Source organism: Pseudomonas sp. S30 (assembly GCF_016518545.1).
In the GTDB taxonomy this organism is placed as follows: domain Bacteria; phylum Pseudomonadota; class Gammaproteobacteria; order Pseudomonadales; family Pseudomonadaceae; genus Aquipseudomonas.
The window spans coordinates 36,340-61,390 of sequence record NZ_JACVTO010000009.1; the positions used below are offsets into that span (position 1 = coordinate 36,340).

General features: G+C 65.1%; 22 protein-coding genes. 14 read left to right on the top strand and 8 right to left on the bottom strand.

Annotated elements, in window-relative coordinates; translation table 11 throughout:
- Window position 1: 1 nt before the first annotated feature.
- From mreD to mreB, 3 genes are all read right to left on the bottom strand, one after another.
- Window positions 2-490, bottom strand: coding sequence for a rod shape-determining protein MreD (gene mreD / locus IAE34_RS12110; protein ID WP_200139196.1), 489 nt, complete (start codon window positions 488-490; stop codon window positions 2-4).
- Window positions 490-1,470: a rod shape-determining protein MreC gene (gene mreC / locus IAE34_RS12115; protein WP_233631111.1), complete on the bottom strand. Its 981-nt coding sequence runs from the start codon at window positions 1,468-1,470 to the stop codon at window positions 490-492. The genes mreD and mreC overlap by 1 nt, the downstream gene beginning before the upstream one ends.
- Window positions 1,471-1,706: 236 nt before the next feature.
- Window positions 1,707-2,744: a rod shape-determining protein MreB gene (gene mreB, locus IAE34_RS12120; RefSeq protein ID WP_200139197.1), complete on the bottom strand. Its 1,038-nt coding sequence runs from the start codon at window positions 2,742-2,744 to the stop codon at window positions 1,707-1,709.
- 202 nt (window positions 2,745-2,946) lie between these two features.
- On the opposite strand from mreB, the gene gatC reads away from it, so the two are divergent.
- From gatC to IAE34_RS12145, 5 genes are all read left to right on the top strand, one after another.
- Window positions 2,947-3,234, top strand: coding sequence for an Asp-tRNA(Asn)/Glu-tRNA(Gln) amidotransferase subunit GatC (gatC, locus tag IAE34_RS12125; protein ID WP_200139198.1), 288 nt, complete (start codon window positions 2,947-2,949; stop codon window positions 3,232-3,234).
- A 15-nt stretch (window positions 3,235-3,249) separates the two neighbouring features.
- Complete coding sequence (gene gatA, locus IAE34_RS12130) at window positions 3,250-4,701, top strand: Asp-tRNA(Asn)/Glu-tRNA(Gln) amidotransferase subunit GatA (protein ID WP_200139199.1); 1,452 nt, start codon at window positions 3,250-3,252, stop codon at window positions 4,699-4,701.
- Between the two features lie 11 nt (window positions 4,702-4,712).
- Complete coding sequence (gatB, locus tag IAE34_RS12135; RefSeq protein ID WP_200139200.1) at window positions 4,713-6,158, top strand: Asp-tRNA(Asn)/Glu-tRNA(Gln) amidotransferase subunit GatB; 1,446 nt, start codon at window positions 4,713-4,715, stop codon at window positions 6,156-6,158.
- A 74-nt stretch (window positions 6,159-6,232) separates the two neighbouring features.
- On the top strand, window positions 6,233-6,601 hold the full coding sequence (locus IAE34_RS12140) for a septal ring lytic transglycosylase RlpA family protein (RefSeq protein WP_200139201.1): 369 nt from the start codon (window positions 6,233-6,235) through the stop codon (window positions 6,599-6,601).
- A 78-nt stretch (window positions 6,602-6,679) separates the two neighbouring features.
- Entirely contained in the window at window positions 6,680-7,705 is a 1,026-nt protein-coding gene (locus IAE34_RS12145; protein ID WP_442793226.1) for a calcium/sodium antiporter, read from the top strand.
- Window positions 7,706-7,714: 9 nt separating this feature from the next.
- Here the strand turns inward: IAE34_RS12145 and IAE34_RS12150 are convergent, their stop codons facing one another.
- The 4 genes from IAE34_RS12150 to IAE34_RS12165 all read right to left on the bottom strand — a co-directional run bounded on the left by IAE34_RS12150 (window position 7,715) and on the right by IAE34_RS12165 (window position 12,050).
- A complete protein-coding gene (locus IAE34_RS12150) occupies window positions 7,715-9,076 on the bottom strand; it encodes an amino acid permease (RefSeq protein ID WP_200139202.1) in 1,362 nt (453 codons plus the stop codon).
- Between the two features lie 48 nt (window positions 9,077-9,124).
- Entirely contained in the window at window positions 9,125-10,066 is a 942-nt protein-coding gene (locus IAE34_RS12155) for an AEC family transporter (RefSeq protein ID WP_200139203.1), read from the bottom strand.
- 167 nt (window positions 10,067-10,233) lie between these two features.
- A complete protein-coding gene (locus tag IAE34_RS12160; protein WP_200139204.1) occupies window positions 10,234-10,794 on the bottom strand; it encodes a response regulator transcription factor in 561 nt (186 codons plus the stop codon).
- Window positions 10,791-12,050 (bottom strand): ATP-binding protein, encoded by a 1,260-nt coding sequence (locus tag IAE34_RS12165; RefSeq protein ID WP_200139205.1) that lies wholly within the window; start codon window positions 12,048-12,050, stop codon window positions 10,791-10,793. Before IAE34_RS12165 ends, IAE34_RS12160 begins: the two co-directional genes overlap by 4 nt.
- A gap of 211 nt (window positions 12,051-12,261) precedes the next feature.
- Here IAE34_RS12165 and IAE34_RS12170 point away from each other — a divergent pair, with 211 nt between their 5' ends.
- From IAE34_RS12170 to IAE34_RS12210, 9 genes are all read left to right on the top strand, one after another.
- A complete protein-coding gene (locus IAE34_RS12170) occupies window positions 12,262-12,978 on the top strand; it encodes an SIMPL domain-containing protein (protein ID WP_200139206.1) in 717 nt (238 codons plus the stop codon).
- Between the two features lie 366 nt (window positions 12,979-13,344).
- Window positions 13,345-14,973 (top strand): ABC transporter substrate-binding protein, encoded by a 1,629-nt coding sequence (locus IAE34_RS12175; protein WP_200139207.1) that lies wholly within the window; start codon window positions 13,345-13,347, stop codon window positions 14,971-14,973.
- 184 nt (window positions 14,974-15,157) lie between these two features.
- Window positions 15,158-16,744 carry an ABC transporter substrate-binding protein gene (locus IAE34_RS12180; protein ID WP_200139332.1) on the top strand — a complete coding sequence of 529 codons (1,587 nt, stop codon included), beginning with the start codon at window positions 15,158-15,160 and terminating at the stop codon, window positions 16,742-16,744.
- Between the two features lie 154 nt (window positions 16,745-16,898).
- A complete protein-coding gene (locus IAE34_RS12185) occupies window positions 16,899-18,281 on the top strand; it encodes an OprD family porin (protein WP_200139208.1) in 1,383 nt (460 codons plus the stop codon).
- Window positions 18,282-18,351: 70 nt separating this feature from the next.
- Complete coding sequence (locus IAE34_RS12190; RefSeq protein WP_200139209.1) at window positions 18,352-19,953, top strand: ABC transporter substrate-binding protein; 1,602 nt, start codon at window positions 18,352-18,354, stop codon at window positions 19,951-19,953.
- 71 nt (window positions 19,954-20,024) lie between these two features.
- On the top strand, window positions 20,025-21,035 hold the full coding sequence (locus IAE34_RS12195) for an ABC transporter permease subunit (protein WP_200139210.1): 1,011 nt from the start codon (window positions 20,025-20,027) through the stop codon (window positions 21,033-21,035).
- A gap of 10 nt (window positions 21,036-21,045) precedes the next feature.
- Window positions 21,046-21,969, top strand: coding sequence for an ABC transporter permease subunit (locus IAE34_RS12200; protein WP_200139211.1), 924 nt, complete (start codon window positions 21,046-21,048; stop codon window positions 21,967-21,969).
- Window positions 21,970-21,979: 10 nt separating this feature from the next.
- The gene (locus IAE34_RS12205) at window positions 21,980-22,948 is read left to right on the top strand and encodes an ABC transporter ATP-binding protein (protein WP_200139212.1); all 969 of its coding nucleotides are present in this window, start codon (window positions 21,980-21,982) and stop codon (window positions 22,946-22,948) included.
- On the top strand, window positions 22,948-23,916 hold the full coding sequence (locus IAE34_RS12210) for a peptide ABC transporter ATP-binding protein (RefSeq protein ID WP_200139213.1): 969 nt from the start codon (window positions 22,948-22,950) through the stop codon (window positions 23,914-23,916). Before IAE34_RS12205 ends, IAE34_RS12210 begins: the two co-directional genes overlap by 1 nt.
- A 163-nt stretch (window positions 23,917-24,079) precedes the next feature.
- Here the strand turns inward: IAE34_RS12210 and IAE34_RS12215 are convergent, their stop codons facing one another.
- The gene (locus tag IAE34_RS12215; protein ID WP_200139214.1) at window positions 24,080-25,018 is read right to left on the bottom strand and encodes a hypothetical protein; all 939 of its coding nucleotides are present in this window, start codon (window positions 25,016-25,018) and stop codon (window positions 24,080-24,082) included.
- Window positions 25,019-25,051: the final 33 nt, after the last annotated feature.

Consider the following 25,051-nt stretch of genomic DNA (forward strand, 5'->3'; position numbering starts at 1 on the left):
GTCAGTGGATGTGCAGGCGTCGGCGCAGGTCGCGCAGGGCGAAGCTGATCCAGGGCCAGAGCAAGGCGCTGATCACCGCCGACCAGACCAGCGCCAGGGTCGGCAAACGGTTGCCGGTCAGGGCACTGAGCCACAGCTGGAGCAACTGGGCGATGCCGAAGACCACCAGGATCACCAGGCTCTGCTGCCAGACGGGGAACATGCGCAGGCGCTGTTGCAGTGACAGCACCAGGAAGGTGATCAGGGTGAGGATCAGTGCGTTCTGCCCCAGCAGCGTGCCGTACAGCACGTCTTCGGCCAGGCCCAGGACGAACGCGGTGGTCATGCCGACCTTGCTCGGCACCGCCAGGGTCCAGAACGCCAGCAACAACGCCAGCCACATGGGGCGGAACACCTCCATGAACTGCGGCATCGGGGTGACGCTGAGCAACAGGCCGATGACGAAGGTCAGCCAGATGACCCAGCCATTTCTGCTACGGGTGCTGGCCATCATTCGCTCCGTGGCTGGGCCGGCGCGGCGGCCGGGTGAGAGGTGGAACTGCCGTGGGCGGGCGTCGAGGCACCGGAGGCGTTCGGCGCGTGGGCTGGCGCCTCGCCGGCGGATGCCGGGTTCTGCCCGGCCGGGGTAGCTGGATGGCCGTCCTTGGCGCCCTGGCGGTCAGCTTCTTCCTGGGCGATGGCGGCGTCGGTGGCGCGCTGCTCCGGGGTACGCCGGTCGCTGAACACCAGCAGCATGTAGCGGCTGCGGTTGAGCGCGGCGGTGGGAATGGCGCGCACGATGGCGAAAGGCTGGCCGGAGTCGTGGATCACCTCGTTGACCGTGGCCACCGGGTACCCTGCGGGGAAGCGCTGGCCCATGCCCGAGCTCACCAGCAGGTCACCTTCCTTGATGTCGGCCGTGTCGGCGACGTGACGCAGCTCCAGGCGCTCCGGATTGCCGGTGCCGCTGGCGATGGCGCGCAGGCCATTGCGATTGACCTGCACGGGGATGCTGTGGGTGGTATCGGTGAGCAGCAGCACGCGCGAGGTGTAGGGCATCAGCTCGACCACCTGGCCCATCAGGCCGCGGGCATCGAGCACCGGCTGACCCAGGAACACGCCGTCGCGCTCGCCCTTGTTGATGAGAATGCGGTGGGTGAACGGGTTGGGGTCGACGCCGATCAGCTCGGCCACCTCGACCTTCTCGTTGACCAGCGCGGAGGAATTGAGCAGCTCGCGCAGCCGCACGTTCTGTTCGGTGAGCGCGGCCAGCTTCTGCAAGCGCCCCTGCAGCAGCAGCGCTTCGGTCTTGAGCTTCTCGTTCTCGGCGATCAGCTCGGTGCGGCTGCCGAACTGTCCGGCCACGCCCTGCCACACACGTTGGGGCAGGTCGGTGACCCAGTACGACTCCATCAGCACCAGGCCCATCTGGCTGCGCACGGGCTTGAGCACGTCGAAGCGCGAGTCGACCACCATCAGCGCGACCGACATCACCACCAGGACGAGCAGACGAACGCCCAGCGAAGGGCCCTTGGAGAAAAGCGGTTTAATGGGCCGTTCCTCGTGGACGACGATTCAGGCGGTCATTGCACTGCGCAATGCAGCCACCTGCCTGCAGGTTGACGGAAAAGACGCCCGAGGGACGTCAGCGCAGCACATACAGGTAGCACTGTGCGTGCCACCTGTAAACCGGGCGATCGTTCAGCGCGCGGTCAGCAGCGCCGGGATCACTCGCTGGAGAGCAGGTCCATGGCGTGCTTGTCCATCATCTCCAGCGCACGACCACCGCCACGGGCCACGCAGGTCAGCGGGTCTTCGGCGACGATCACCGGCAGGCCGGTTTCCTGGGCCAGCAGCTTGTCGAGGTCGCGCAGCAGTGCACCACCGCCGGTCAGCACCAGGCCGCGCTCGGCGATGTCCGAGGCCAGCTCCGGTGGCGATTGCTCCAGGGCACTCTTGACCGCCTGGACGATGGTCGCCAGGGACTCCTGCAGCGCTTCGAGCACCTCGCTGGAGTTGAGCGTGAACGCACGCGGCACGCCTTCTGCCAGGTTGCGGCCGCGCACGTCGACTTCACGCACCTCGCCGCCTGGGTAGGCGGTGCCGATTTCCTGCTTGATGCGCTCGGCGGTGGACTCGCCGATCAGGCTGCCGTAGTTGCGCCGCACGTAGGTCACGATGGCTTCGTCGAAGCGATCACCGCCGACGCGTACGGACTCGGCGTAGACCACGCCGTTGAGCGAGATCAGCGCGATCTCGGTGGTGCCGCCACCGATGTCAACGACCATCGAGCCGCGGGCCTCTTCGACCGGCAGGCCGGCACCGATGGCCGCCGCCATGGGCTCCTCGATGAGGAAGACTTCGCGCGCGCCGGCGCCCAGGGCCGACTCGCGGATGGCACGGCGCTCGACCTGGGTCGATTTGCACGGCACGCAGATCAGCACACGCGGGCTGGGCTGCAGGAAGCTGTTCTCGTGAACCTTGTTGATGAAGTACTGCAGCATCTTCTCGCAGACGCTGAAGTCGGCGATCACACCGTCCTTCATCGGACGGATGGCGGCGATGTTGCCGGGAGTGCGCCCCAGCATGCGCTTGGCTTCGGTACCGACGGCCACGACGCTTTTCTGGTTGCCGTGGGTACGGATGGCAACAACCGAGGGTTCATTCAGGACGATACCGCGCTCACGCACGTAAATAAGGGTGTTGGCAGTACCCAGGTCGATGGACAGATCGCTGGAAAACATGCCACGCAGTTTCTTGAACATGGGAAAGTGACCCTGGGGAAAGCGTGGGTAAAAAAGTGCGGCAAACTCTAACAATGGCGGGGATTTTGGGCAAGGAGCCAATATGGTAAATTGGCAGTTTTTCCGAGCAAGCCAGCCGATGATCGCGGCCGTATGACCGCCAGAATCCCGGCATGTTCCTCAATACGGACACATTCTGTTTCCGTTTTTCCTGGAGATCCCCATGGCGCTTGAACGCTGTGACGTGGAAAAGATCGCCCATCTGGCCCGCCTGGGCCTCAATGAAGGCGAACTGCCACGCATTACCGACGCCCTGAACAGTATTCTCGGGCTCGTCGACCAGATGCAAGCGGTCGACACCTCAGGCATCGAGCCCCTTGCCCACCCGCTCGAGGCCACCCAGCGCCTGCGTCCCGACCAGGTCACCGAAGGCAACCAGCGCGACCGCTACCAAGCCGTGGCGCCGTCGACCGAGAACGGTCTGTACCTGGTTCCGAAAGTCATCGAGTAAGGGATAGAGCCTGCCATGCATCAACTCACTCTGGCCGAGATCGCCCGCGGACTCGCCGACAAGTCGTTTTCCTCCGAAGAGCTGACCACCGCCCTGCTGGCGCGCATCGAGCGCCTCGACCCCCAGCTCAACAGCTTCATCAGCGTCACCCGCGAACAGGCCCTGAAACAGGCTCGCCACGCCGACCAGCGGCGTGCTCAGGGTGAAGACGGCGTGCTGCTGGGCGCCCCCATCGCCCACAAGGACCTGTTCTGCACCCAGGGCGTGCGCACCAGCTGCGGCTCGAAGATGCTCGACACCTTCACCGCGCCCTACGACGCCACCGTGGTCGCACGCCTGGCCGAGGCCGGCATGGTCAGCCTGGGCAAGACCAACATGGACGAGTTCGCCATGGGCTCGGCCAACGAGTCGAGCCACTATGGCGCGGTGAAGAACCCGTGGAGCCTCGAACACGTGCCCGGTGGCTCGTCGGGCGGCTCGGCAGCGGCCGTGGCCGCGCGCCTGCTGCCAGCGGCCACCGGCACCGACACCGGGGGCTCGATCCGCCAGCCGGCCGCCCTGACCAGCCTCACCGGCCTCAAGCCTACCTATGGCCGGGTCTCGCGCTGGGGCATGATCGCCTACGCCTCCAGCCTCGACCAGGGCGGGCCGATGGCGCGTACCGCCGAAGACTGCGCCCTGTTGCTGCAAGGCATGGCGGGTTTCGACCCGAAAGATTCCACCAGCGTCGACGAGCCGGTACCGGACTACCGCGCCGGCCTCGACGCCCCGCTCCAGGGGCTGCGCATCGGCCTGCCGAAGGAATACTTCGGTTCCGGGCTCGACCCGCGCATCGGTGAGCTCGTGCAGGCCAGCGTCAAGGCCCTCGAGCAACTGGGCGCGGTGGTCAAGGAGATCAGCCTGCCGAACATGCAGCATGCCATCCCGGCCTACTACGTCATCGCCCCGGCCGAAGCGTCCTCGAACCTGTCGCGCTTCGACGGCGTGCGCTTCGGCCATCGCTGCGCCGACCCCAAGGACCTCACCGACCTGTACAAGCGTTCACGTGGCGAAGGCTTCGGCAGCGAAGTGCAGCGACGCATCATGGTGGGCACCTACGCCCTGTCGGCCGGTTACTACGACGCCTACTACGTCAAGGCGCAGCAGATCCGCCGCCTGATCAAGAACGACTTCATGGCCGCCTTCGAACAGGTCGACGTGATTCTCGGCCCGACCACGCCGAACCTGGCCTGGAAACTCGGCGCCAAGAGCGACGACCCGGTCGCCGCCTATCTCGAGGACGTCTACACCATCACCGCCAACCTGGCGGGCCTGCCGGGCCTGTCGATGCCGGCCGGCTTCGTCGACGGCCTGCCGGTGGGCGTGCAACTGCTGGCCCCGTATTTCCAGGAAGGCCGTCTGCTCAACGTCGCGCACCGTTACCAGCAAGTCACCGACTGGCACACCCGCGCCCCCAACGGCTTCTGAGGAATTCACACATGCAATGGGAAGTTGTGATCGGGCTGGAGATTCACACCCAGCTCGCCACCGCGTCGAAGATCTTCTCCGGCAGCGCCACCACCTTCGGTTCCGAGCCGAACACCCAGGCCAGCCTGGTCGACCTGGGCATGCCCGGGGTCTTGCCGGTGCTCAATCAGGAGGCCGTGCGCATGGCCTGCATGTTCGGCCTGGCGATCGACGCCCAGATCGGGCCGCGCAACGTGTTCGCGCGCAAGAACTACTTCTACCCCGATCTGCCCAAGGGTTACCAGATCAGCCAGATGGAGCTGCCGATCGTCGGCAAGGGCCACCTGGACATCGCCCTGGAGGATGGCACGGTCAAGCGCATCGGCGTGACCCGCGCGCACCTGGAGGAAGATGCCGGCAAGAGCCTGCATGAAGACTTCAACGGCGCCACCGGCATCGACCTGAACCGCGCCGGTACCCCGCTGCTGGAGATCGTCTCCGAACCGGACATGCGCAGCGCCAAGGAGGCCGTGGCCTACGTCAAGGCGATCCACGCACTGGTGCGCTACCTGGGCATCTGCGACGGCAACATGGCCGAAGGCTCGCTGCGCTGCGACTGCAACGTGTCGGTGCGGCCCAAGGGCCAGGTCGAGTTCGGCACCCGCTGCGAGATCAAGAACGTCAACTCGTTCCGCTTCATCGAGAAGGCGATCAACCACGAGATCCAGCGCCAGATCGAGCTGATCGAGGACGGTGGCAAGGTGGTTCAGGAAACCCGCCTGTACGATCCCAACAAGGACCAGACCCGCTCCATGCGCAGCAAGGAGGAAGCCAACGACTACCGTTACTTCCCCGACCCCGACCTGCTGCCGGTGGTCATCGAGCCGAGCTTCCTGGACACCGTGCGTGCCGGCCTGCCGGAACTGCCGCAACAGAAGGTCGAGCGCTTCCAGCAGCAGTACGGCCTGTCGGCCTACGATGCCAACGTGCTGGCCGCCAGCCGCGAACAGGCGGACTACTTCGAGGACGTGGCGAAGATCGGCGGCGACGCCAAGCTGGCCGCCAACTGGGTGATGGTCGAGCTGGGCAGCCTGCTGAACAAGCTGGGCGTGGAGATCGACCAGTCGCCGGTCAGCGCCGAACGGCTGGGCGGGATGTTGCAGCGCATTCGCGACAACACCATCAGCGGCAAGATCGCCAAGACCGTCTTCGAGGCCATGGCCGCCGGTGAAGGCGATGCGGACAGCATCATCGACAGCAAGGGGTTGAAGCAGGTCACCGATACCGGCGCGATCGAGCGCATGCTCGACGATGTGCTGGCGGCCAACGCCGAACAGGTCGAGCAGTACCGCGCCGCCGACGAGGCCAAGCGCGGCAAGATGTTCGGCTTCTTCGTCGGCCAGGCCATGAAGGCCTCCAAGGGCAAGGCCAACCCCGGGCAGGTGAACCAACTGCTCAAGGCCAAGCTCGAAGGCTGACTTCATGGGAGCGGCGACTCGCCGCTCCCATGAGCCTGCGCCGCTTCTGTCAGCTCGGAGCCCTCGATCGACCCATGCGTTTCGCGACATCCCTCACTGCCCTCGCCCTGCTCGGCGGTTGCGCCAACCAGGCGGTCGACCCACGCGGCTACGACGAAACCGGCGCGGCCTCCTATTACGGTGCACGCCATCAAGGTAACCGCACCGCCAGCGGCGAAGTCTTCGACCAGCACGGCCTGACCGCCGCCCACCGCACCCTGGCGTTCGGCAGTCGGGTGCTGGTGACCAACCTGGCCAACCAGCGCAGCGTCGTGGTGCGCATCAACGATCGCGGCCCGCATACCCGTGGCCGACTCATCGACCTGTCACGCGCTGGTGCAGAAAAAATCGGCATGCTGCGTAGCGGAACGGCGCGCGTCCGGGTACAAGGGCTGAGCGACTGACCTCACGGGAGCCTTGCCATCTTCGACCTCGCCACCCTTCCGACCTTCAGCCTCCTGCAACTGGCAGCGGGCCTCGTGTTGCTGGTGCTCGGTGCCGAGCAACTGCTGCGCATGGCCCTGCGGCTGGCAGCGCGCCTGCGTGTCAGGCCATTGATCATCGGCCTGAGCCTGGTGGCCTTCGGCAGTACCGCGCCGCAGCTCACGGTCAGCCTGCAGGCCGCCTATCAGGGCGCGCCCGACGTGGCGGTCGGCAGCGTGATCGGCAGCAACATCTTCAATGTGCTGGTGATCCTCGGCCTGGCCGCCCTGATCGTGCCGCTGCGCGTGTCGCGCCAGCTGGTGCGCCTGGACATTCCGCTGATGATCGCGGCCAGCGCGCTGGTGTTCCTGCTGGCCACCAATGGCGAACTGGGTCGCTGGGAGGGTGCGTTGTTATTGCTGGGCATGCTGGGCTACCTGGGCATGGTCTGGCACCAGTCGCGTCACTATGCGCGCACCTACCCAGCGCCCACTGCTGCCTACCGCAGCGCTGCGCGCTTCTGGAGCACGACGCTGCTGCAGGTGTTCAGTGGGCTGGCGCTGCTGAGCCTGGGGGGGCACCTGTTGTTGCTGGCGGCCGTGGAAGTGGCCACCGACCTGGGTCTGTCGGAACGGATCATCGGCCTGACGGTGGTGGCGGTGTGCACGTCGTTGCCGGAGTTGGCGGCGGCGTTGCTTGCCGCCTTGCGCGGCGAACGCGAGATCGCCGTGGGCACGGTGATCGGCAGCAACCTGTTCAACCTGTTCGGGGTGCTGGGGCTGACCGCCCTGGTCACCCCTGAGCCGCTGTCGATCTCGCCGAACGCCCTGGACTTCGACCTGCCGGTGATGCTCGGCGTCGCGGCCTTGAGCCTGCCGGTGTTCTACTCGGGCTATCGCATCACCCGCGCGGAGGGTCTGGTGTTCCTGGCGCTATACCTGGCCTATGGGCTGCATGTGGTGGCCTTCACCACCGGCATGCCGCTGGCCGAGCGCCTGGAGCGGATGATGCTGCTGTACGTGCTGCCGGTGCTGGCGGTGGTACTGATCTACACCACCGTGCGTGCCTGGCGCCGGCAACACTGACGGTGCCCGTCAGGCTTTGGCCTGGCGGGCCTTCTTCAAGCGAAACGCCACCCACAGCGCGACGATCCACAGCGGGATCAGCATCACCGAAATGCGCACCGGTGGCGTCAGGTACATCACCACCAGTATCAGCACGATGAAGGCCAGGCACAGGTAGTTGGTCAGCGGATGCCCCAGGCTGCGGTAGAACGGCACCACACCGGCCGCCAGCTTGGCCTTGCGGAACTTCAGGTGGGTGATGCTGATGCTCGCCCAGTTGATCACCAGCGCCGACACCGCCAGCGCCATCAGCAGACCGAAGGCCTCGCCCGGCATCAGGTAGTTGATGAGCACGCACAAGCCGGTGGCCAGCGCCGAGACGCCCAGCGCCACCAGCGGCACGCCGCGACGGTTGACCTTGAGCAACTGGCGCGGTGCATCGCCCTGGCTCGCCAGGCCGAACAGCATGCGGCTGTTGGCGTAGACGCAGCTGTTGTACACCGACAGCGCCGCCGTGAGCACCACGACGTTGAGCACGGTGGCGACCACGTCGCTGTCCAGGGCATGGAAGATCATCACGAACGGGCTACCGCCCTGCACCACCTTCTGCCAGGGGTACAAGGCCAGGAGCACCGCCAGGGCGCCGATATAGAAGATGAGGATGCGATACACCACCTGGTTGGTCGCCTTGGGGATGCTGCGGCGCGGATCATCCGCTTCGGCCGCCGTGATGCCGACCAGTTCCAGGCCGCCGAAGGAAAACATGATGACGGCCAGGGCCATGACCAGTCCGGTGACACCGTGAGGGAAGAAACCACCGTACTGCCACAGGTTGGCCACGCTGGCTTCAGGGCCGCCATGGCCACTGGCGAGCAGCCAGGCGCCGAAGCCGATCATGCTGACGATGGCGACGACCTTGACCAGTGCGAACCAGAACTCCAGCTCGCCATAGACCTTGACCTGGGTGAGGTTGATGGCATTGATCACCACGAAGAAGAGGGCTGCCGTGGCCCAGGTCGGGAAATCGGGCCACCAGTACTGCACATAGATGCCCACGGCGGTCAGCTCGGCCATGCCCACCAGCACGTAGACCACCCAGTAGTTCCACCCCGAGACGAAACCGGCGAACTCGCTCCAGTAATGGTGGGCGAAGTGGCTGAAGCTGCCGGCCACCGGCTCCTCGACCACCATCTCGCCCAGCTGGCGCATGATCAAGAAGGCCATCAGCCCGGCGATGGCATAACCCAGCAGCACCGAGGGGCCTGCCAACTGGATGGTCTGGGCGATTCCCAGGAACAGGCCGGTGCCGATCGCCCCGCCCAGCGCGATCAGCTGGATGTGGCGGTTCTTCAGCCCGCGTTGCAACCCGTCGGGTGTGCTCTGGTCTTGCATGAAGTGTCCTTTGGTAGCGCAGATGAGGGTGTTCGTAAGGCGGTGCGGCTAGATCCATCCGCCCCACTGCAGCAGGAACAGGCCGATGTTGGTGGTGACGGCGGCCATGAGCGTGGTGATGACGATGATCGACGCCGCCAGTTCGTGGTTGCCATTGGCCGCGCGGGCCATGACGTAGCTGGCCGCGGCCGTCGGGCTGCCGATATAGAGGAACAGGATGCCCAGCTCTGCCCCACGGAAGCCGCAGAGCCAGGCACCGAGCGTGCCCAGCAGCGGCAGCCAGAGCATCTTCACCAGGCTGGCGTCCACCGCCAGCCGGCCGCTGTCGCGCAGGGCGGCCAGCGACAAGGTGCCACCGATGCAGATCAGCGCCAGAGGCAAACTCATCTGCGCCAGATAGTCACCGGAAGTGAGCAGCCAGTTGGGCACCGGCACCTTGGCGTAGGCCATGGGGGCTGCGACCAGCACGCTGATGATCAGCGGATTGCTCAGGATGCTCTTGCACAGGCTCCACGGATCGGACTTCAGGCTGGGGCTGTACACCGCCAGCACGACGCTCGACAGCGAGTTGTACAGCAGGATCACCAGCCCGGCCAGCACCGCACCGAGGGAAATGCCGTAGTCGCCATAGAGGCTGGCGGCTAGCGCCAGGCCGATCACGCCGTTGTTGCCGCGAAACGCCCCTTGGGTGTAGATGCCGCGGTCCGGCGGTGCGCAGCGCCAGATCGCCACGCCCCAGGACAAGACGAAGCCCACCAGCGTGGAGAGGATGAAATAGCCGATGACCCCTGGCTTGACCGCGGCGGACAGGTCGGCGTGATAGATGCCGAGGAACAGCAGGGCCGGCATGCAGACATTGAACACCAGCGACGAAGCGACCCGGATGAAGTTGTCGTCGATCAGGTGGATGCGTCGCAGCAATACGCCCAGAAACAGCATGGCGAAAACCGGGGCCGTGATGTTCAGCGTCTGGATGAAAAGAGCGAGCATTGCGCGCGATCCTGAGGGGTGGCCGTTCGAGCGCCCATGATACGTCAGTGGCAAGCGGTTGCGTTGACCTTGCAGGCCGCCACCGCGCAGCAATGGCGATCGGTGCGGGAAATGGCGGCTATGGCCTGGACCAGCGGCGCGTGTTCGTCACGCCGCTGTGCGAGGCATCAGCGGCGAACCGGACGCTTCTGCAGCTTGCGTTGCAGCGTGCGACGGTGCATGCCCAGGGCCCGTGCCGTGGCCGAAATGTTGCCTTCATGCTCGGCCAGCACGCGCTGGATATGCTCCCATTGCAGGCGGTCGACGGACATGGGATTTTCCGGCACCAAGGTGTCCAGGTCGGCATGCTCGGACAACAGTGCGGCCAGCACATCGTCGGCGTCGGCCGGCTTGCACAGGTAATTGCAGGCACCTCGCTTGATCGCCTCCACGGCCGTGGCGATGCTGGAGTACCCGGTGAGGATCAGCACGCGCATCTCCGGGTCCAGTTCCAGCAGCTTGGGCAGCAGCACCAGGCCCGAATCACCTTCCATCTTCAGGTCGAGGGTGGCGTAGTCCGGCAGGTCCTGCTGGGCCAGGATCAGGCCGTCCTCGGCGCTGGAGGCGGTGCTGACGCGAAAGCCGCGGCGGCTCATGGCCCGGGCCATCACGCGGGTGAAGGTGGTGTCGTCGTCCACCAGCAGCAGGTGCGGCAGCTCTTCGCCTTCGATCGGGTTGTCGTCGCTCATCGTTCGTCTCCTCGCGTGCCATGGGGCAGGCGCAGCTCGGTCAGGGTGCCGCCCTCTTCATGGCTGTAGAGTTTGACCGAGCCTCCTGCGCGAGTCACGCTGGCCTTGCTCAGGAACAGGCCGAGGCCGAAGCCTTTGCCCTTGGTGGTAATGAAAGGTTTGCCGATGGCCTCGGCAATGGCCACGGGCACGCCGGGGCCATGATCGCGGATGCTGATCAGGATGTCCTGATCGTCCCAGTCCAGGCGCACTTCCAGATCGTCCGGACAGGCGTCGGCGGCGTTGTTCAACAGGTTGAGCAGGGCCTGGGTCAGATCCGGCGGCGGCGTCAGCGAGGGCACCTGGCCGTCGCGCAGGCGCTGGAAGCGGTAGCTGGCCTCGGGGCGCATCAGGTGCCAGCGATTGAGCGCTTCGTCCAGCCAGGCGCTGACCTCCTGCTCGGGCACGTTCATGCGGCGGTTGGCCTCGGCGGCGCGCACCAGTTGCTGAAGGGTCTGCTTGCACAGCTTGACCTGATCCTGAAGCACCACCAGGTCTTCCTGCAACTGCGGGTCGCTGTGGTCCTGGCGCATCTCGTTGATCAGCACGCTCATGGTCGCCAGCGGCGTGCCCAGTTCGTGGGCGGCGCCGGCGGCCTGGGTGGCGACCGCCAGCAGTTGCTCGTCGCGCAGGCTGTCTTCGCGGCGCTCGGCGCGCAGCTGTTCCTGGCGGCGCAGCTCCTCGGCCATGCGCGCGGCGAAGAAGGTGATCACGGCCGCCGCCAGGGCGATGCTCAGCCACATGCCGTACACCTGCATGGTGTCGCGTGCCAGCGGCAGCGTCTCCAGCGGGTAGAACTGCACCAACAGCAGGCTGTAGGCCGCCAGCGCGATACCCGACAGCAGCAGCGAGTAGATCCAGGGCAAGGTCACGGCGGCGATCGCCAGCGGCACCAGGTAGTAGGACACGAAGGGGTTGGTCGAGCCGCCGGAGTAGTAGAGCAAGGCACTGTGGATCAACAGGTCGCAGGCCAGTTGCAGGGCGTATTCCAGTTCGGTGACCGGCAGGCTCAGGCGCAGCCGCAGCGCGGTGAAGGCGCACAGCAGCGAGGACAGCGCCAGGGTCGCCGCCAGCGACAGCCATGGCAGCGGCAGCAATTCGGTCCAGTAGGCCACCCCGACCGAGCCGGCCTGCGCGGCCAGCACCAGAATGCGGATGATGGTCAGGCGCCAGAGGTTCTGACGGGTGGCGGACATCGGATGTGCGGGGGCGAGCATGAGCTCTCCTGATGAGTGCTCCAGGACTGTGCGGCGAAGTATACCGAAGCCGGGCTGCCCCCTGCAGCTGTGCGGCAAAGCGCCACAGGTGCCGGTGATGCCACAGGTTGACACACACCCGTGCTGGCCATGTTGAACCCAGTGCAGGCTTTCCAGTCTCAACGGCCATGCGCGACTCGATGTCGCGCGCTTTCCATTGAAGGAGTGACACATGCAGATTTCCCGTTGCGGCGCCGCGTTTGCCCTGTCCTGTGGAGTGCTCGCCAGCCTGCCCGTCCTGGCCGAGAACGCGCCGCGGTACAACCAGGTCTCGCTGCGCGCCGAAGTCAGCAAGGAAGTGGCGCGCGACCTGATGGTGGTGACCCTCTACAGCGAGGCCCAGGACAACGACCCGGGCAAGCTCGCCAAGCAGATCACCGAGACCATGAACAAGGCGGTGCAGCAGGCTCGCGAAGTCAAGGACGTGAAGATCAGCCAGGGCAGCCGCAACAGCTATCCGATCTACGACAACAAGGGGCAGAAGATCACCGGCTGGCGCGAACGTGCCGAACTGCGCCTGGAAAGCGCCGACTTCCCGGCCTTGTCCAAGCTGACCGGCGACCTGCTGCAAGACTTGAAAATGGGCGGCATGGACTTCTCCATCGCACCGGCCACGCGCAAGGCCAGCGAGGACGAGTTGCTCAAGGACGCGGTGAACGCCTTCAAGGCTCGCGCACAGCTGGCGACCGAAGCGCTGGGTGGCAGTGGCTACAAGGTCGTCAACCTCAACCTGAACAGCAGCGGCTACCCGCGGCCCTACCTGCGCAGCGCGCCCATGGCAATGAAAGCCATGGCTGCCGACGCGGCCACCCCTTCGCCGGATGTGGAGGCGGGCACCAGCGAGGTGAGCATGAATGCCGACGGCTTGATCGAAGTGCAGATGCCCTGACGCTGACACACGCCAGGCGATCACTCAATCGGGGCCGCGTTGCGGCCCCGAAATCCATGCGCGCATCGAACAGACGCCTGATCGAGCGCTGCAACGGCTACTCATACGAATATTCCTACGCACTAAAAACAGGCGTCTGACATCCTTTTTCTTCTAGAAATATACAGAAAAAGGTGTGTTTTTTTGTTGCGCAAACGTTCAACCTCCGAAAAAGTTACAGCAATGCGACATCCATGTACGCTCGTGCCACATTTGCCAGACCGGCCATCCTGTTGAGTGTTGCAATGGGTACACCCCCTGCATAAGTATCCGCAGGTCGGCTCACGAGGCCGCCTCAACTCAAAAAATGACAACAATGAGGCCACCATGCTCAAACACGCAGTCATTCCGTTTCTGGTAGGCGCAGGCCTGCTGGCCGGTGCAGCGCCTTCGGCGCTGGCCGCAACCAACCTGGTGTTCTGCTCCGAAGGCAGCCCTGCCGGCTTCGACCCCGGCCAATACACCACCGGAACCGATTTCGACGCCTCGGCCGAGCCCCTGTTCAACCGACTGACCCAGTTCGAGCGAGGCAGCACGGCGGTCATTCCGGGCCTGGCGACCCGCTGGGACATTTCCGACGACAACAAGACCTACACCTTCCATCTGCGTGAAGGGGTCAAGTTCCATACCACCGAGTACTTCAAGCCGACGCGCGAATTCAACGCCGATGACGTGCTGTTCACCTTCAACCGCATGCTCGACAAGGACATGCCGTTCCGCAAGGCGTCCCCCACCGAGTTCCCCTTCTTCACCGACATGGGCATGGACAAGAACATCGCCACGCTGGAAAAGCTCGACGATCACACCGTGAGGTTCACTCTCAATACGGTCGACGCCGCCTTCATCCAGAACCTGGCCATGAGCTTCGCCTCGATCCAGTCCGCCGAATATGCGGCGCAGTTGCTCAAGCAAGGTCGGCCCCAAGACATCAATCAGAAGCCCATCGGCACCGGTCCCTTCGTGTTCAGCCGCTACCAGAAGGACGCGCAGATCCGCTTCAAGGGCAACAAGGACTACTGGAAGCCCGAGGATGTGAAGATCGACAATCTGATTTTCGCCATCACCACCGATGCGTCGGTGCGAATGCAGAAGCTCAAGAAGAACGAGTGCCAGGTGACCCTGTTCCCCCGCCCGGCGGATCTGGAGGTGCTCAAGGCCGACAAGACGTTGCAGATGCCCGAGCAGGCCGGCTTCAACCTCGGCTACATCGCCTACAACGTGATGGACAAGATCAAGGGCAGCAATGAGCCCAACCCCATGGCCCAACTCAAGGTCCGCCAGGCCCTGGACATGGCGGTGGACAAGAAACGGATCATCGAATCGGTGTACCAGGGTGCCGGCCAACTGGCGGTCAACGCCATTCCGCCCACCCAGTGGTCCTACGACACCAGCATCAAGGACGCCCCGTTCGATCCGGAAAAGGCCCGGCAACTGCTCAAGGAAGCCGGCGTCAAGGAAGGTACCGAGATCACGCTGTGGGCCATGCCGGTGCAGCGCCCCTACAACCCCAACGCCAAGTTGATGGCTGAAATGCTGCAATCGGACTGGGCCAAGATCGGCATCAAGGCCAAGATCGTCACCTATGAATGGGGCGAATACATCAAGCGCTCCAAGGGCGGCGAGAACGGCGCCATGCTGATCGGCTGGAGCGGCGACAACGGCGATCCGGACAACTGGTTCGGCACCCTGTTCGGCTGCGATGCCCTGGAAGGCAACAACTTCTCCAAGTGGTGCTACAAGCCGTACGACGACATCGTCAAGCAGGCCAAGGCCACCACCGACCAGGCCAAACGTACCGAGCTGTACATGCAGGCCCAGCACATCCTCAAGGAGCAGCTGCCGCTCACGCCCATCGCCCACTCCACCGTCTACCAGCCCATGAGCGCCAAGGTGAAGGATTTCAAGATCAGTCCATTCGCCTTGAACAGCTTCTATGGCGTGAGCGTGGACGAGTGACGCAGCGCTCGCCCCGTCCTGGCACGGGGCGAGCGGCCTGAGGCGCCACCGCGCGCACCACCACTCACCCTTCATTCGATTCGCCGCTCCTGGCCCGCATTGGCCAGGACCGGGTCGCTGTTGCCGTTCGCCCGGCATAAAGCGGCGCAAAGACAAGGATGCACCGATGAGAACAGCCAATGCCATGCGCCGTACCACACTGCTCGCCACTGCGCTGGGCCTGATGACCCAGGCCGCCGTCAGCCAGGCCAACAACCTGGTGTTCTGCTCCGAGGGCAGTCCGGCAGGCTTCGACACGGCCCAGTACACCTCGGCCACCGACAACGACGCCGCCGAGCCGATCTACAACCGCCTGGTGGAGTTCGAGCGCGGCGGTACCGCCGTGCAACCGGGGCTGGCCACCGACTGGAACGTGTCCGACGACGGCCTGACCTATACCTTCCACCTGCGCTCGGGGGTCAAGTTCCACAGCAACAAGGACTTCAAGCCGACCCGCGACTTCAACGCCGATGACGTGCTGTTCACCTTCAACCGCATGCTCGACAAGGACATGCCGTTTCGCAAGGCCTACCCCACCGAGTTCCCTTACTTCATCAGCATGGGGCTGGACAAGAACATCGCCCGCGTGGAGAAAAGCGACCCGCTGACGGTGGTGTTCACCCTCAACAAGGTCGATGCCGCGTTCCTCCAGAACACCGCCATGGCCTTCGCCTCGATCCTGTCGGCCGAATATGCCGAGCACCTGCTGGCCCGCGGCAAACCCAGCGACATCAACCAGCAGCCCATCGGCACCGGCCCGTTCGTGTTCCAGCGCTACCAGAAGGACGCGCAGATCCGCTTCAAGGGCAACCCGCAGTACTGGGCGCCGGACCGGGTCAAGCTGGACAACCTGGTGTTCTCGATCAACATCGATCCCTCGGTGCGCATCCAGAAACTGCGCCGTGGCGAGTGCCAGGTGACCCTGCACCCGCGTCCGGCTGACCTGGCCACCCTCAAGCAGGACGCCAAGCTCCAGGTGCTTTCCCAGCCCGGGTTCAACCTGGGCTACATCGCCTACAACATCAAGCACCCGCCCTTCGACCGGCTGGAAGTCCGCCAGGCGATGGACATGGCGGTGAACAAGCAAGCGATCATCGACGCGGTGTACCAGGACGCCGGCCAGATTGCGGTCAACGCCCTGCCGCCGACGCAATGGTCCTACGACACCAGCCTCCGGGATGCGCCCTACGATCCGGCCAAGGCCAAGCGATTGCTGGAGCAGGCCGGCGTCAAGCCCGGCACCGAGATCACCCTGTGGGCCATGCCCGTGCAGCGCCCCTACAACCCCAACGCCAAGCTGATGGCGCAGATGCTGCAGTCCGACTGGGGTGCGCTGGGCTTCAAGGTGCGCATCGTCAGCTACGAATGGGGCGAATACCTCAAGCGCATGAAGAATGGCGAGCACGACGTCGCCCTGATCGGCTGGACCGGCGACAACGGCGACCCCGATAACTGGCTGGGGACCCTGTTCAGTTGCGAGGCCATCGGCAGCAACAACTACTCGCAGTGGTGCGACCAGCCCTATGACGCGCTGGTCAAGCAGGCCAAGCGGGTCACCGACCGCGAGCAGCGTACAGCGCTCTACCAGCAGGCCCAACGCCGCCTCAAGGAACAGGTACCGATCACCCCGGTGGCGCACTCGACGGTCAACCAGCCGCTGAGCGTACGGGTCAAGGATTTCAAGGTCAGCCCGTTCGGTCGCAACGTCTTCTCCGAGGTTGGCATCGACTGATTTCGCTGCGCCACACCGGGCTCGCTGGCCATGCCGGCAGGTCCGCGCAGCCCGAATCTGCCCGGCAACCGTGGGCAGGCAACCGCAGTACCCCGTCACCGTGAACAGACCGGCCCCGAGGTCGGCTAATAACTAGAAAAGAAAGGAGCTTTCAATGTCGAGTCGAACCAGAACCACTGCACTGGCCTTGTCCGTCGGCGCCTTCTGCGCCTTCGCCCAGGCCGAACCCGCCAGCCAGGCGTTCATGCCCATCACGCTCAAGTCCGCCAGCGAGCAGGACCAGGCCACGGGCTTCTTCGAAGGCCAGAGCCTGGGCGGCAGTACCCGCAACTGGTACGCCCACGAACGCGCCGCGCGCGGCCCGCTGTGGCGCTACTACAAGAGCGACGGCACCCGCCACGACACCCACAGCCGCGAGAACTGGGTGCAGGGCACCATTCTCAACTACAGCTCCGGCTTCACCCAGGGCACCGTGGGCTTCGCCACCGAGGTGGCCGCCTACAACGCCGTGGCCCTGCAACGCAGCCGCTCGGCGATCGCCGGCCCCAACAACCGCACCCTGACCCACAGCGACGGCGACCCCGTCGGGCAGTGGAGCAAGGCCGGGCTGGCCAACGTCAAGGCGCGCATCTCCAACACCACGCTGACCGTCGGGCGCCAGTCGCTGGACACGCCGATGATCGCCTACATCGGCAACCGCGCGCTGCCATCGAGCTTCGAAGGGGTGGCGCTGCACAGCGCCGAGTTCGACAACCTGACCTTCGATTTTGGCACCTTCGACCGCGTTTCGCCGCGTACCGAGCAGAGTCTGAGCAAGTTTCGCAGCGAATACGGCGCCGCCGGCGTCGAGACCGACCGCGCCAGCACCGCCGGCCTGAGCTACCAGCCCTTCAAGAGCCTGACCACCAGCCTCTACGCCACGCGGGTGGACGACTTCTGGAACCAGTACTACTTCGGCGCCAGCCATGTGCTGGGCGACAGCGACGTGCTGAGCCTGAACACCGGCCTGAACTACTACAAGACGGTCGACACTGGCAGCAAGAAGATGGGCGAAATCGACAACGACACCTATAGCCTGTCGCTCGGCCTGACCCACCAGGCCCACACCCTCACCGCTTCCTGGCAGCAGGTCAACGGCAACGAGTACTTCGACTACCTGCATGAAACCAACGGCATCTACCTGGCCAACTCCCTGCTGTCGGACTTCAACGGCCCGAACGAGAAGTCCCTGCAGATCGCCTACGTGCTGAACATGGCGCAATACGGCGTGCCGGGCCTGAAGTTCAACCTGTACAACGCCCGCGGCTGGGGCATCGACGGCACCCACTACCGCGGCACCGCCTACGACGTGCGCGGCATGGATGGCGAGACCCACTACGAGTGGGGCATCGGCACCAGCTACGCAGTGCAGAGCGGCCCGTTGAAGGACACCGCGATCCGCGCCACCTATACCGCCCACCGCGCCAGCCAGGGCCAGGCCGATGGCAGCCTGGACGAATTCCGTCTGGTGACCACCATTCCGTTCAACATTCTCTGAGCCGTTTCCCCCAAGCCCCGGACCCGCGGGGCAAGGGGGTCTACGCTGAACCCATACGCAGGGAGGTTCCATGCATTCGCTACCGCTACGCGCTGCCCTGGCAGCGATCATCCTGGGCGCCGCCGGTCAACTGGCGGCCAAGCCGCTGGTGGTCTGCACCGAAGCGAGCCCCGAAGGCTTCGACATCGTCCAGTACACCACGGCGGTGACGGCCGATGCGTCGGCCGAGACGGTGTTCAATCGCCTGGTCGACTTCAAGCCCGGCACCACCGACGTCGAGCCGGCACTGGCCGAGCGCTGGGAGATCAGCCCGGATGGGCTGACCTACACCTTCCACCTGCGCGAAGGCGTCAAGTTCCACAGCACCGACTACTTCACCCCCACCCGCGAGTTCAATGCCGATGACGTGCTGTGGAGCCTGAACCGTCAGTTCGACCCCAAGCACCCGTGGCACGACAAGACCAGCGTCGGCTACCCCTATTTCGAAAGCATGGCCTTCAGGGACCTGCTCAAGTCGGTGGCCAAGACCGACGAGCACACCGTGGTCATCACCCTCACCCGGCCCGAGGCACCGTTCCTGCGAGACCTGGCCATGGCCTTCATGTCCATCTACTCGGCCGAATACGGTGACCAGCTGCTCAAGGCTGGCAAGACCGCCGAGCTCAACAGCAAGCCCATCGGCACCGGGCCGTTCGTGTTCGAGCGCTACAGCAAGGACGCCAGTGTGCGCTTCAAGGCCAACCCCGATTACTTCCGCGGCAAGCCGCCGAGCGAGAAGCTGATCTTCGCCATCGCCATCGCCACCGACAACAACGTGCGCGTGCAGAAGCTGCGCGCCAACGAGTGCCAGGTGGCGCTGTATCCCAAGCCTGATGACGTGCCGGGCATCAAGGCCGATCCGCACCTGAAGGTGGCCGAGATCGCGGCGCTGGTGACCGGCTACATCTCCATGAACACCGAGCACAAGTACCTGAGCGACGTGCGCGTGCGCAAGGCCATCGACATCGCTTTCGACCGCCAGACCCACGTCGACCAGTTGTTCGGCAAGGGCAATGCGCTGGTGGCGGTCAATCCCTACCCGCCGACCATGCTCGGCTACAACACCGACAACCGCAACCCGCCCCGCGACCTGGACAAGGCCCGTGCGCTGCTCAAGGAGGCTGGCGTGCCCGAGGGCACCAGCTTCACCCTGTTCACCCGCAATGGCGGCGGACCGACCAACCCCAACCCCAGCCTGTCGGCGCAGCTGCTGCAAGCCGACCTGGCGAGCATCGGCCTGAAGCTGGACATTCGCATCATGGAATGGGCCGAGATGCTGCGCCGCGCCAAGAAGGGCGAGGCGGACATGGTCTCGGCCGGCTGGGCTGGCGACAACGGCGACCCGGACAACTTCCTCTCGCCGATGCTCAGTTGCGATGCGGTCAAGTCCGGCGAGAACTATGCGCGCTGGTGCAACCCTAAGTTCCAGGCGCTGATCACCCAGGCCCGCGAAATCAGCGACAACGACCAGCGCGCCGCGCTCTATAGCCAGGCCCTGGCGGTGTACGATGCCGACCGGCCGTGGATCAGCATGGCCCACCCGAAGATGTTCACCGCCTTGCGCGAGAACGTCGAGGGCTATGTCATCAGCCCGCTGACCAACAACAACTTCGCTACGACCCGGGTGAAGTAGAAGAAACGACCACCGCCGCCCTCGCGAGGGCTGGCGGCTGCCTTGACCGGCCCGATGAGGTACCTCCGACGATGTTGAGTTTTATTGCCCGGCGCCTGGGCTTGCTGATTCCGACCTTTTTCGGAATCACCTTGCTGACCTTCGCGCTCATACGCCTGATCCCCGGCGACCCGGTGGAAGTGATGATGGGCGAACGCAGGGTCGACCCCGAGATGCACGCCCAGGCCATGGAGCGCCTGGGCCTGAACAAGCCATTGCCTGCCCAGTACCTGGACTACATCGGCAAGCTCGCCCAGGGTGACCTGGGCGAGTCGCTGCGCACCCGCGAGAGCGTGTGGAAAGAGTTCATCACCCTGTTCCCCGCCACCCTGGAGCTGGCCTTGGCGGCCCTGGTGTTCGCCGGGATCGTCGGCCTGCTGGCCGGGGTGATCGCCGCGCTCAAGCGCGGCTCGCTGTTCGACCATGGGGTGATGGGCATCTCGCTGGCGGGATACTCGATGCCGATTTTCTGGTGGGGCCTGATCCTGATCATGTTCTTCTCCGTGAGCCTGGGCTGGACTCCGGTGTCCGGACGCATCGACCTGCTCTACGACATCGAACCCAAGACCGGCTTCATGCTCATCGACACCCTGCTCAGCGACGAAGAGGGCGCGTTCAAGGACGCAGTGATGCACCTGATCCTGCCAGCCATCGTGCTGGGCACCATTCCCCTGGCGGTGATCGCCCGCATGACCCGCTCCTCGATGCTCGAGGTGCTGCGCGAGGACTACATTCGTACCGCCCGCGCCAAAGGCCTGTCGCCGGCGCGGGTGGTGTTCATCCATGGCCTGCGCAACGCGCTGATCCCGGTACTGACGGTGTTCGGCCTGCAGGTCGGCACGCTGCTGGCCGGGGCGGTGCTCACCGAAACCATCTTTTCCTGGCCGGGCATCGGCAAGTGGCTGATCGAGGCCATCGGCGCCCGTGACTACCCCGTGGTCCAGAACGGTATTCTGCTCATCGCCTGCCTGGTGATCCTGGTCAACTTCGTCGTGGACATCCTCTACGGCCTGGCCAACCCACGTATCCGTCATCAGCGCTGAGGGCCTCGTCATGACTCATCCGATTTCCGACGCCGTGAGCCCGGCCACCGCCGACCACAGCGCGCTCTACCCCTCCCCCTACAAGGAGTTCTGGCAGGCCTTCTCGCGCAACAAGGGCGCCGTGGCCGGCCTGGCGTTCATCTGCGTGATCGTGTTCTGCGCACTGTTCGCCCCCTGGGTGGCACCACACGACCCCAGCGAGCAGTACCGCGATTTCCTGCTGACCCCGCCGGTGTGGCTCGAAGGTGGCACCTGGCAGTTCGTGCTGGGCACCGACGAGCTGGGCCGGGATCTGCTGTCGCGGTTGATCCAGGGCTCGCGCCTGTCGCTGCTGATCGGCCTGTCGTCGGTGGTGATGTCGCTGATTCCGGGCATCCTGCTGGGCCTGTTCGCCGGCTTCTTCCCGCGCCTGCTCGGCCCCTCGATCATGCGCCTGATGGACGTGATGCTGGCCCTGCCCTCGCTGCTGCTGGCCGTGGCGATCGTCGCCATCCTCGGCCCTGGCCTGATCAACACGGTGATCGCCATCGCCGTGGTGTCGCTGCCGTCCTATGTTCGCCTGACCCGCGCCGCGGTGATGGGCGAGCTGAACCGCGACTACGTCACCGCCGCACGCCTGGCCGGTGCCGGGTTGCCGCGCCTGATGTTCGTCACCGTGCTGCCCAACTGCATGGCGCCGCTGATCGTGCAGGCCACCTTGAGTTTCTCCTCGGCGATTCTCGACGCCGCCGCCCTGGGCTTCCTCGGCCTGGGCGTACAACCGCCGACGCCCGAGTGGGGCACCATGCTGGCCTCGGCACGCGACTACATCGAGCGCGCTTGGTGGGTGGTCAGCCTGCCGGGCCTGACGATCCTGCTCAGCGTACTGGCCATCAACCTGATGGGCGACGGCCTGCGCGATGCGCTGGACCCGAAACTCAAGAACGCCGCCTGAGGAGAGCGCCATGTCACTGTTGCACATCAACAACCTGAACGTGCGCTTCGGCGATGCCGACGCCGTGCCCGTGGTCGACGGCCTGGACCTGACGGTGGATGCCGGCGAGATCCTGGCCATCGTCGGCGAGTCCGGCTCGGGCAAGTCGGTGACCATGATGGCCCTGATGGGGCTGATCGATGCGCCAGGGCGCATCACCGCCGAGCGCATGAACTTCGACGGCACCGACATGCTCAAGCTCAGCGCCCGGCAGCGGCGCAAGGTGGTCGGCAAGGACATCGCGATGGTCTTTCAGGACCCGATGACCGCGCTCAACCCCAGCTATACGGTGGGCTACCAGATCGAGGAGGTGCTGCGCCAGCACCTGGGCCTGAAGGGCAAGGCCGCGCGCCAGCGGGCGCTCGAGCTGCTGCAGAAGGTGGAGATTCCGGCCCCCGAAAGCCGCCTGGACGCCTATCCGCACCAGCTTTCCGGCGGCATGAGCCAGCGCGTGGCGATCGCCATGGCGATCGCGGGGGAACCCAAGCTGCTGATCGCCGACGAGCCGACCACCGCGCTGGATGTGACCATCCAGGCGCAGATCATGGAACTGCTGGTGAACCTCCAGCGCGAGCGCAACATGGCCCTGATCCTGATCACCCACGACCTGGCCGTGGTCGCCGAAACCGCGAAGCGGGTGTGCGTGATGTACGCCGGCCAGGCCGTGGAAGTGGGCCAGGTGCCGGAGTTGTTCGACGTGCCTGCCCATCCCTACAGCGAAGCGCTGCTGGCGGCGATTCCCGAGCACAGCCTGGGCGCCGAGCGCCTGGCGACGCTGCCCGGCATCGTCCCGGGCCGCTATGACCGTCCGCAGGGTTGCCTGTTGTCCCCACGCTGCCCCTACGTGCGTGAAAACTGTCGGGCCCAACGCCCGGCCCTCGATCCCCAGGCCCACAGCCTGGCACGCTGCTTCTATCCGCTGAATCAGGAGGTGGCGTGATGAGCGTCGTCCTAACCGCCCGCGAACTCACCCGTCACTACGAAGTCTCCCGCGGTCTGTTCAAGGGTCACGCCGTGGTGCGCGCCCTGAACGGCGTGTCCTTCGAATTGCAGGCGGGCAAGACACTGGCCGTGGTCGGTGAGTCGGGCTGCGGCAAGTCGACCCTGGCCCGCGCCCTCACGCTGATCGAGGAACCGTCGTCGGGGTCGCTACAGATCGCCGGCACCGAAGTGGCAGGCGCCAACAAGGCCGAACGCATGCAACTGCGTCGCGACGTGCAGATGGTCTTCCAGAGCCCCTACGCTTCGCTGAACCCACGGCAGAAGATCGGTGACCAGCTGGCCGAGCCGCTGGTGATCAACACCGCGCTGAACCGCGCCGAGCGGCGCGAGCGCGTGCAGCAGATGATGCAGCAGGTGGGCCTGCGCCCGGAACATTACCAGCGCTACCCGCACATGTTCTCCGGCGGCCAGCGTCAGCGCATCGCCCTGGCCAGGGCGATGATGCTGCAACCCAAGGTGCTGGTGGCCGATGAACCGACCTCGGCCCTGGACGTGTCGATCCAGGCGCAGGTGCTGAACCTGTTCATGGATCTGCAACGCGAGTTCAACACCGCCTATGTGTTCATCTCGCATAACCTGGCCGTGGTGCGTCATGTGGCCGACCAGGTGCTGGTGATGTATCTGGGAAGGCCGGCAGAGATGGGCCCCAAGGCGGACATCTATGAAAAGCCACTGCACCCCTACACCCAGGCACTGCTGTCGGCGACGCCGGCGATTCATCCGGATCCACTCAAGCCCAAGATCCGCATTGCCGGCGAGTTGCCCAACCCGCTCGATCCACCGGACGGCTGCGCCTTTCACAAGCGCTGCCCCTATGCCAACGAACGCTGTGCCAAGGAGGTGCCGGCATTCAGGGCCGTGGGTACTCGACAGGTCGCTTGCCACTATGCCGAACAGTTCCTGTAGCGAACGTTGAAATCTGCACCATGCAAAAGGGCCGCAGATGCGGCCCTTTCGTTTGATGCGATCAGTGCATGAAGATCGCGATGAGGATGATCACAGGGATCGGTACGCCAAGCATCCAGAGCAGAATCGAGCGCATGATGAAGTCTCCAGTCGAATAGTCGAATTAGCGAACAACGGTGGTCGAGGCATGCAGGGCGCGGGGATCTTCATCGATCCAGCGAGCGCGGTCGCGCAGGCGGCCACCGAACAGGGCGGCGAAGCTGGCGAAGAACGCACCGCAGAGCAAGGCGACGAAGGTCCAGATGGCGGTCCAGGCAGCGACCTTGGCTGCCGTGTCAGCCGCTTGCTGGGCGGTCTGCTTGGCTTGGGCGGCGTCCTGGCGCGCCTCTTCGTACACCTGCTCGACGCGCGACTGGGCTTCGGCCTGGGTCAGACGAGTACGCTGGGCGACCATTTGCGCCAGGTAGGTACGGTCTTCAGCCGACATGCCGTTGTCCGCTGCCAGGCCACGCATTAGGATGCGGCTGGCGACACCATTGGCGGCATCTTCGCTCACACCCACCGGGCCTTCGCTGCGGAACAGACGGTCGACGTAGTAGCCCATCGGGTCGGCAGCGCCGGATGGCTTGTTCTTTTCATCGCTCATCGACACGCTGGCGACAGCGCCCGAGGCGGCGGCAGCACCGGCCGAGGCACCTGCACTGGCCAGACCACCTGCCGACGACAGCACCAGCATCGCGGTGACCAGGGTCGCCACGGCCCAGGACAGGAAACCATGAGCGGTATCGCGGAAGTACACCTCATCTCCATGCAGATTGGCCCACTTGACCCGCAGCCGGCCGGCGATGTAGCCGCCCAGGCCCGACGCCAGGATCTGCGTGATCAGCAGCCAGACGATCGTGGAAACGCCCAGCGCCTTGGCACTGACGCCCTCGTTCGCCCAAGGCGACGATGCGGCGAAACCCAGGCCAGCGCCCAGGATGACGAGGATCAGTGAGAGGGCAGCCGCCGCAGCGGCACCGGCGAAGATAGCGGCCCAGGAAACCCCCGAGCGGTTCGGGGCCTCGGAGACAGCGGTTGGCAGATCGGCAGTGGTTATCATGATTCGGCGCCTTATGATGAAGGTGAGCAAAAC

Bases quoted from the DNA above. Each gene is read 5' to 3' on its own strand.
- mreD (WP_200139196.1), bottom strand. From the start codon at position 490: ATGGCCAGCACCCGTAGCAGAAATGGCTGGGTCATCTGGCTGACCTTC.
- IAE34_RS12190 (WP_200139209.1), top strand. From the start codon at position 18,352: ATGCATTCGCTACCGCTACGCGCTGCCCTGGCAGCGATCATCCTGGGC.
- IAE34_RS12210 (WP_200139213.1), top strand. From the start codon at position 22,948: ATGAGCGTCGTCCTAACCGCCCGCGAACTCACCCGTCACTACGAAGTC.
- gatC (WP_200139198.1), top strand. From the start codon at position 2,947: ATGGCGCTTGAACGCTGTGACGTGGAAAAGATCGCCCATCTGGCCCGC.
- IAE34_RS12140 (WP_200139201.1), top strand. From the start codon at position 6,233: ATGCGTTTCGCGACATCCCTCACTGCCCTCGCCCTGCTCGGCGGTTGC.
- mreC (WP_233631111.1), bottom strand. From the start codon at position 1,470: ATGTCGGTCGCGCTGATGGTGGTCGACTCGCGCTTCGACGTGCTCAAG.
- IAE34_RS12170 (WP_200139206.1), top strand. From the start codon at position 12,262: ATGCAGATTTCCCGTTGCGGCGCCGCGTTTGCCCTGTCCTGTGGAGTG.
- IAE34_RS12205 (WP_200139212.1), top strand. From the start codon at position 21,980: ATGTCACTGTTGCACATCAACAACCTGAACGTGCGCTTCGGCGATGCC.
- IAE34_RS12175 (WP_200139207.1), top strand. From the start codon at position 13,345: ATGCTCAAACACGCAGTCATTCCGTTTCTGGTAGGCGCAGGCCTGCTG.
- gatA (WP_200139199.1), top strand. From the start codon at position 3,250: ATGCATCAACTCACTCTGGCCGAGATCGCCCGCGGACTCGCCGACAAG.
- mreB (WP_200139197.1), bottom strand. From the start codon at position 2,744: ATGTTCAAGAAACTGCGTGGCATGTTTTCCAGCGATCTGTCCATCGAC.
- IAE34_RS12215 (WP_200139214.1), bottom strand. From the start codon at position 25,018: ATGATAACCACTGCCGATCTGCCAACCGCTGTCTCCGAGGCCCCGAAC.
- IAE34_RS12200 (WP_200139211.1), top strand. From the start codon at position 21,046: ATGACTCATCCGATTTCCGACGCCGTGAGCCCGGCCACCGCCGACCAC.
- IAE34_RS12165 (WP_200139205.1), bottom strand. From the start codon at position 12,050: ATGCTCGCCCCCGCACATCCGATGTCCGCCACCCGTCAGAACCTCTGG.
- IAE34_RS12155 (WP_200139203.1), bottom strand. From the start codon at position 10,066: ATGCTCGCTCTTTTCATCCAGACGCTGAACATCACGGCCCCGGTTTTC.
- IAE34_RS12195 (WP_200139210.1), top strand. From the start codon at position 20,025: ATGTTGAGTTTTATTGCCCGGCGCCTGGGCTTGCTGATTCCGACCTTT.
- gatB (WP_200139200.1), top strand. From the start codon at position 4,713: ATGCAATGGGAAGTTGTGATCGGGCTGGAGATTCACACCCAGCTCGCC.
- IAE34_RS12180 (WP_200139332.1), top strand. From the start codon at position 15,158: ATGCGCCGTACCACACTGCTCGCCACTGCGCTGGGCCTGATGACCCAG.
- IAE34_RS12160 (WP_200139204.1), bottom strand. From the start codon at position 10,794: ATGAGCGACGACAACCCGATCGAAGGCGAAGAGCTGCCGCACCTGCTG.
- IAE34_RS12150 (WP_200139202.1), bottom strand. From the start codon at position 9,076: ATGCAAGACCAGAGCACACCCGACGGGTTGCAACGCGGGCTGAAGAAC.
- IAE34_RS12185 (WP_200139208.1), top strand. From the start codon at position 16,899: ATGTCGAGTCGAACCAGAACCACTGCACTGGCCTTGTCCGTCGGCGCC.